Here is a 7,004-nt window from a genome sequence, read left to right on the forward strand (position 1 = left end):
TGTGGGAGCGGGCTTGCTCACGAAAGCGGTGTGTCAGCAGCGTTGACGTCGACTGACACGACGCCTTCGCGAGCAAGCCCGCTCCCACATTGGTCCCCGTGTGTCAGCGGGACTTGGGCTTCTTCGCATCCAGCCGACGCAAATGGCAGGTCACTTCCTCGCGGTCGTGGTACAGCTGCTTGCAGCCGATCTCGACCTTGATGCCCCGCGCCTTGAAGCCATCGGCAATGCGTTCGAGCAAGCGCTTCACTTCGGCGTAGCGCTGTTTCATCGGCAGCTTGAGGTTGACCACCGCCTCGCGGCAATGCCCGTCGCCGATCCACTCTTCCAGCATCGCGGCGTTGCGCGCCGGCTTCTCGACGATGTCGCAGACCATCCAGTCCACAGGTTGCTTGGGCTTGAAGGTGAAACCGTCGGCCATCAGGTGTTGCACCAGCCCCGTATCCATCAGGCTTTCAGCCATCGGACCGTTGTCGATGGCGGTCACCAACATGCCGCGGTTGACCAATTGCCATGTCCAGCCACCGGGGGCGGCCCCGAGGTCGACGCCGGTCATGTCGCTGTGAAGGCGCTCGTCCCACTGGTCGCGCGGGATGAAGTGGTGCCAGGCCTCTTCCAGTTTGAGGGTCGAACGGCTCGGCGCCTCGCGGGGGAATTTCAAACGGGGAATGCCCATCGGCCACATCGCCGAGTTGTTCGACTCCGCCAGGCCCATGAACACTTCGCGGCCGCTCTTGAACGTCAGCAACAAACGCGGCTTGTGGGCGTCTTCCACCAGCTTGCCGGCGGCCATCAGCGCCTTGCGCAGGTGCACTTCGAATTTCTTGCAGAAGTTCGACAGTTCCTTGCCGTCGTTGGTATCGACCATTTCCAGCCACAGGCTGCCGCACAACGGAAAGTCCGCCATATGGGCGAGGATCACGCTGATGCGGTCGGTTTCCGGTAGATCGATGAAGATCCCCCGGGCCCACTGGCGCGGGAAGATCAGTTCGGCGAAACGCTGCCCGCGCATCAGGCGCTCGGCGCCGTCTTCTTCGGTGCAGACAAACTCGGCGCAGGCGGTTGCCGCCTTGGCCTTGGCATAACCGGCCACGTTCAAGCGCGCGGCAAGGTCGGAAATCTCGGAACAGACTTCGCCTTCGAAGCCCGGCCGGCAATGCATGAATAGGGTGTTCATTCTTACTCCTGGGCAATGGCGAGGAATTTCGGCCACTGCGCGATGCCCAGACTTGCGTTGAAGCAAAGCCTGTCACGAAAACCCGCGCATCATAGCCGACTTCGGAACCTCGAACTTGCCCATAGAGTCCAGTTATTAGCCTTAAGCACTAAAGAGGACTAGGTTTAGTCCTCTACCCGTTCCCCCAGTCCGTAGCCGTGCGGACTCAAAGGAGTGATCGCAATGCCGTCCCTCGATAGCCTGAATACGCTCAAGACCCTGCAAGTCGGCAACAAGACCTATCACTACTTCAGCCTGCCCGAGGCCGCCAAAAGCCTGGGCGATCTGGACAAGTTGCCGATGTCGTTGAAAGTCCTGCTGGAAAACCTGCTGCGCTGGGAGGACGAAAAAACCGTCACCGGCGCCGACCTCAAGGCACTGGCCGCGTGGCTCAAGGAGCGTCGCTCCGACCGCGAAATCCAGTACCGCCCGGCGCGGGTGCTGATGCAGGACTTCACCGGCGTACCGGCGGTGGTCGACCTGGCCGCCATGCGTGCGGCGATGGCCAAGGCCGGCGGCAATCCGCAGCGGATCAACCCGCTGTCGCCGGTGGACCTGGTGATCGACCACTCGGTGATGGTCGACAAGTTCGCCACCAGCAGCGCCTTCGAGCAGAACGTCGACATTGAAATGCAGCGCAATGGCGAACGTTATGCGTTCCTGCGCTGGGGCCAGAGTGCCTTCGACAATTTCAGCGTGGTGCCGCCGGGCACCGGGATCTGCCACCAGGTGAATCTTGAATACCTCGGCCGCACCGTCTGGACCAAGGACGAGGACGGCCGCACCTACGCCTTCCCCGACACTTTGGTGGGCACCGACTCCCACACCACCATGATCAACGGCCTCGGCGTGCTCGGCTGGGGCGTCGGCGGTATTGAAGCGGAAGCGGCAATGCTCGGGCAACCGGTGTCGATGCTGATTCCCGAAGTCATCGGTTTCAAACTCACCGGCAAGCTCAAGGAAGGCATCACCGCCACCGACCTGGTGCTGACCGTGACCCAGATGCTGCGCAAAAAAGGCGTGGTGGGCAAATTCGTCGAGTTCTACGGCGACGGCCTCGCCGACCTGCCCCTGGCCGACCGCGCGACCATCGCCAACATGGCCCCGGAGTACGGCGCCACCTGTGGATTCTTCCCGGTGGACGACATCACGCTGGAATACCTGCGCCTGTCCGGCCGCCCCCTGGAAACAGTGCAACTGGTCGAGGCCTACAGCAAGGCCCAGGGCCTGTGGCGCCTGCCCGGTCAGGAACCCGTTTTCACCGACAGCCTGGCGCTGGACATGGGCAGCGTCGAAGCCAGCCTCGCCGGACCAAAACGTCCACAGGACCGGGTGTCGCTGCCCAACGTCGCGCAAGCGTTCAGCGACTTCACCGACCTGCAATTCAAACCCACCAGCAAGGAAGAAGGCCGTCTGGAAAGTGAAGGCGGTGGCGGTGTTGCCGTCGGCAATGCCGATATGGCCGGCGAAGCGGATTACGATTACGAAGGCCAGACCTATCGCCTGAAAAACGGTGCCGTGGTCATCGCCGCGATCACCTCCTGCACCAACACCTCCAACCCCAGCGTGATGATGGCCGCCGGACTGGTGGCGAAGAAGGCCGTGGAAAAAGGCCTGAAACGCAAACCCTGGGTGAAGAGCTCTCTGGCCCCCGGCTCGAAAGTGGTCACCGACTACTACAAGGCGGCCGGACTGACCCATTACCTCGATGAATTGGGCTTTGCCTTGGTCGGCTACGGTTGCACCACCTGCATCGGCAACTCCGGGCCGCTGCCGGAGCCCATCGAAAAAGCCATCCAGCAAGCCGACCTCACCGTGGCCTCCGTGCTCTCGGGCAATCGCAACTTCGAAGGCCGGGTGCATCCACTGGTGAAAACCAACTGGCTGGCCTCCCCGCCACTGGTGGTGGCCTACGCGCTGGCCGGCACGGTGCGCACCGACCTCAGCCGCGAGCCGTTGGGCGAGGACAAGGATGGCAAACCGGTGTACCTGCGGGACATCTGGCCAAGCAGCAAAGAAATTGCCGATGCCGTGAATCAGGTCAACACCGCCATGTTCCACAAGGAATACGCCGAAGTGTTTGCCGGTGACGCGCAATGGCAGGCGATCAAGGTTCCGCAAGCGGCGACCTATGTCTGGCAGGACGATTCGACTTACATCCAGCACCCGCCGTTCTTCGACGACATCGGCGGCCCGCCGCCCGTGGTCAAGGACGTCAGCGGCGCCAGGATCCTCGCACTGCTCGGCGACTCGGTGACCACCGACCACATCTCCCCGGCCGGCAACATCAAGGTCGACAGCCCGGCAGGGCAATACCTGCGCGACAAAGGCGTGGAGCCGCGGGACTTCAACTCCTACGGCTCGCGGCGTGGCAACCATGAAGTGATGATGCGCGGCACCTTCGCCAACATCCGCATACGCAACGAAATGCTCGGCGGCGAAGAAGGCGGCAACACCCGCTACATTCCCACCGGGGAGAAAATGCCGATCTACGATGCTGCCATGCGTTATCAGGCTTCAGGCACGCCGCTGGTGGTGATCGCCGGCCAGGAATACGGCACCGGCTCGAGTCGCGACTGGGCCGCCAAGGGCACCAACCTGCTGGGGGTGAAAGCGGTCGTCGCCGAAAGCTTCGAACGGATTCACCGCTCCAACCTGGTGGGCATGGGCGTGCTGCCGCTGCAGTTCAAGCTGGATCAGAACCGCAAGAGCCTTAACCTCAATGGCAGCGAAACCCTGGACATCCTCGGCTTGACCGGCGTCGAGCTGACGCCACGGATGAACCTGACGCTGGTCATCGCTCGCGAAGACGGCAGCAGCGAGAAGATCGAGGTGTTGTGCCGCATCGATACGCTCAATGAGGTGGAGTACTTCAAGGCGGGGGGGATTCTGCATTACGTGTTGCGGCAGTTGATTGCCTCCTAGCCATGTGCTGATACAAACACCGCCTTCGGGCGGTGTTTTTGTTTGTGACCACATCCCTATAATCTCGCATTGCTTGATGTTGGCCCGACATTAGTCCCTGTGGGAGCGAGCTTGCTCGCGATAGCGGAGTGTCATTCAACATCATCTTTGAATGTTCCGCCGTCATCGCGAGCAAGCTCGCTCCCACTGGAGACTGGGGGAATCCACAGAATTTCGATACAAGGACTTTCAATGTTTTTTCTGCCAAGGACTTTTCTGGCCCTCCTCTCCCTCGGCTACTACTTAGCACTGGACTTCAGCAGTATGAGTTGGCCGGCGGCGATTTCTGTTGCTTTGCTGTTGGTTTCCGGTTTTGCCGCTAGCCAGCAAACACTTCAGTTCGGTCGGTACCTCGGCCATGGCCTGTTCATCATTCTCGCGCTGGCCCTTGCCACGCATTGGTGGCCCGGTTTCTACAACGGCCCAATCATCGCCACGCAACGTTTCACCGACGACGCGGTGCCGTTTTCCATGTACGCGAACCTTGACAAACCCCTGATCGGTTTCTGGCTGTTACTGGTCTGCCCATGGCTTGTCGGTCGGCGCTCGTTTCGATCGATCCTGTTTGCCACCGCACTGGCGTTGCCCCTGAGTGCCGTGCTGGCCTTGGGCGGCGCACTGTTGCTGGGTGTCGTCGCTTGGGCACCGAAGTGGCCGGATTCTGCCTGGCTGTGGCTGCTCAACAATCTGCTGCTGGTGACGATTGTCGAGGAAGCGCTGTTTCGCGGTTACATCCAGAGCGGCCTGAGTCGCTGGCTGAAAAATCTGCGTCAGGGTGAAAACCTTGCGCTGCTCCTGGCTTCGCTGATCTTTGGCCTCGCGCATGCCGGTGCTGGCTGGCAATGGGTCCTGCTGGCCGGCCTGGCCGGGATCGGCTATGGCCTGGCCTACCGTTTTGGAGGACTGACAGCAGCCATCGCTACTCATTTTGGCCTGAACCTGCTGCACTTCGGCCTGTTCACCTATCCGATGCTCGCTGGCTGACGCAAGGGTCATTTTGCGACGCATCGCTGATTATCGAAAAATAATCTCAACAATCCGCCGACCTTGCCGATACAGCACTTGAAAGCCTTGCGGATTAAAAAAGCCATGCGTAACAACCAGCCAATTACACAACGCGAGCGGACCTTTCCGGCTCAGCAACGGTTGATTTCCACCACCGATGCCAAGGGCATGATCACCTACTGTAACGACGCTTTCGTCGAAATCAGCGGGTTCTCCCGAGAGGAACTGATCCGTGCACCGCACAACCTGGTTCGTCACCCCGACGTCCCGGCCGCGGTGTTCGCACACATGTGGGAAACGCTGAAACAAGGCTTGCCATGGATGGGCATTGTCAAGAATCGCTGCAAGACCGGTGATCATTACTGGGTGAACGCCTATGTGACACCGATCTTCGAAGGCAATCAGGTGATCGGTTACGAGTCGGTACGGGTCAAGCCCACCGCCGAACAGATCAGCCGCGCCGAAGCGCTCTACCAACGCATCAACCAGGGCAAGTCGGCCGTTCCCTCCTCGGATAAATGGGTACCGATCCTGCAAGACTGGTTGCCGTTCATCCTGGTCAGCCAATTGAGCTTCATGATCGGTGCGTCGCTGAACTCCCACTGGGGGTTTGCCCTGGCTGCCGGTCTCTCGGTGCCGCTGGGCCTGATGGGCCTGCAGTGGCAACAGCGCGGCCTCAAGCGTTTGCTGCGCCTGGCCGAGCAAACCACCTCCGATCCGTTGATCGCACAGATGTACACCGACAGTCGCGGCGCCCAGGCGCGGCTGGAGATGTCGATCCTCAGCCAGGAAGCACGCCTGAAAACTTGCCTGACACGTCTGCAGGACACGGCTGAACACCTGACCGATCAGGCCAGACAGTCCGATGCCCTGGCACATAACAGCTCCAGCGGCCTGGAACGTCAACGGGTCGAGACCGAGCAAGTGGCCACCGCGGTCAACCAGATGGCCGCGACCACCCAGGAGGTCGCCAGCCACGTACAACGCACCGCCGACGCCACCCAGGAAGCCAATCGCCTGACCGGTCGTGGTCGCGACATCGCCGGGGAAACCCGCGAAGCCATCCAGCGCCTGTCGGTGGTGGTCGGAGAAACCGGCGTGACCGTGACCCAACTGGCCAAGGACAGCAACGAAATCGGCGGCGTGGTCGACGTGATCAAAGGCATCGCCGACCAGACCAACCTGCTGGCCCTGAACGCCGCCATCGAAGCGGCCCGTGCCGGCGAGATGGGGCGTGGATTTGCGGTGGTGGCTGACGAAGTCCGTCAGCTGGCGCAACGCACCAGCGAGTCCACCGGGCAGATTCATGCACTGATCGCCAAACTCCAGCAAACCGCCGGTACCGCCGTACAAACCATGGAAGCCGGGCATCGCCAGGCGGAAGAAGGGGTGGCGCGGGTACTGGAAGCGGACCAGGCACTGGTGGGGATCAGCGAAGCGGTGGCCAACATCACCGACATGACCACCCAGATCGCCGCCGCGACCGAGGAGCAAAGTGCCGTGGCCGAAGAAATCAGCCGCAACATCAGCAACATTTCGGACCTGGCGGATCAGACTTCGGAACAGGCACAGAACTCGGCGTTGCTGAGTGAAGAGCTGACCAAGACTGCCAACACGCAATATTCGTTGGTGGAGCGGTTTAACCGCTGATTGTGGTTGATTCATAAAAAGCCCGGACAGTGGAAGCTTCCGGGCTTTTTTATTATCAATTTGAAAAGTATGTTGCCTGTGCGGCCGCCTTCGCGGGCAAGCCCGCTCCCACAGTGATCGTTGGTGCGGCTTGATTTTGTGATCAGTGCAAAACCCTGTGGGAGCGGGC

General features: G+C 61.0%; 4 protein-coding genes. 3 read left to right on the forward strand and 1 reads right to left on the reverse strand.

Annotated features, from left to right (window positions below; translation table 11 throughout):
* Positions 1–103 precede the first annotated feature (103 nt).
* Entirely contained in the window at positions 104–1,177 is a 1,074-nt protein-coding gene (gene rlmM / locus PMI34_RS22970) for a 23S rRNA (cytidine(2498)-2'-O)-methyltransferase RlmM (RefSeq protein WP_008046917.1), read from the reverse strand.
* A gap of 222 nt (positions 1,178–1,399) precedes the next feature.
* On the opposite strand from rlmM, the gene acnA reads away from it, so the two are divergent.
* The 3 genes from acnA (at position 1,400) to PMI34_RS22955 (ending at position 6,835) form a co-directional block, all read left to right on the forward strand.
* Positions 1,400–4,141, forward strand: a complete 2,742-nt coding sequence (acnA, locus tag PMI34_RS22965) for an aconitate hydratase AcnA (protein WP_008046918.1) — start codon at positions 1,400–1,402, stop codon at positions 4,139–4,141.
* 231 nt (positions 4,142–4,372) lie between these two features.
* Positions 4,373–5,164: a CPBP family intramembrane glutamic endopeptidase gene (locus tag PMI34_RS22960; protein WP_008046919.1), complete on the forward strand. Its 792-nt coding sequence runs from the start codon at positions 4,373–4,375 to the stop codon at positions 5,162–5,164.
* A gap of 105 nt (positions 5,165–5,269) precedes the next feature.
* Positions 5,270–6,835, forward strand: coding sequence for a methyl-accepting chemotaxis protein (locus PMI34_RS22955; protein WP_008046920.1), 1,566 nt, complete (start codon positions 5,270–5,272; stop codon positions 6,833–6,835).
* The last annotated feature ends 169 nt before the right edge of the window (positions 6,836–7,004 follow it).

The sequence above is a fragment of the Pseudomonas sp. GM74 genome (assembly GCF_000282455.1).
Taxonomy (GTDB): domain Bacteria; phylum Pseudomonadota; class Gammaproteobacteria; order Pseudomonadales; family Pseudomonadaceae; genus Aquipseudomonas.

Coding starts and splice junctions, on each gene's coding strand:
- rlmM (WP_008046917.1), bottom strand. CDS start 1,177: ATGAACACCCTATTCATGCATTGCCGGCCGGGCTTCGAAGGCGAAGTC.
- acnA (WP_008046918.1), top strand. CDS start 1,400: ATGCCGTCCCTCGATAGCCTGAATACGCTCAAGACCCTGCAAGTCGGC.
- PMI34_RS22960 (WP_008046919.1), top strand. CDS start 4,373: ATGTTTTTTCTGCCAAGGACTTTTCTGGCCCTCCTCTCCCTCGGCTAC.
- PMI34_RS22955 (WP_008046920.1), top strand. CDS start 5,270: ATGCGTAACAACCAGCCAATTACACAACGCGAGCGGACCTTTCCGGCT.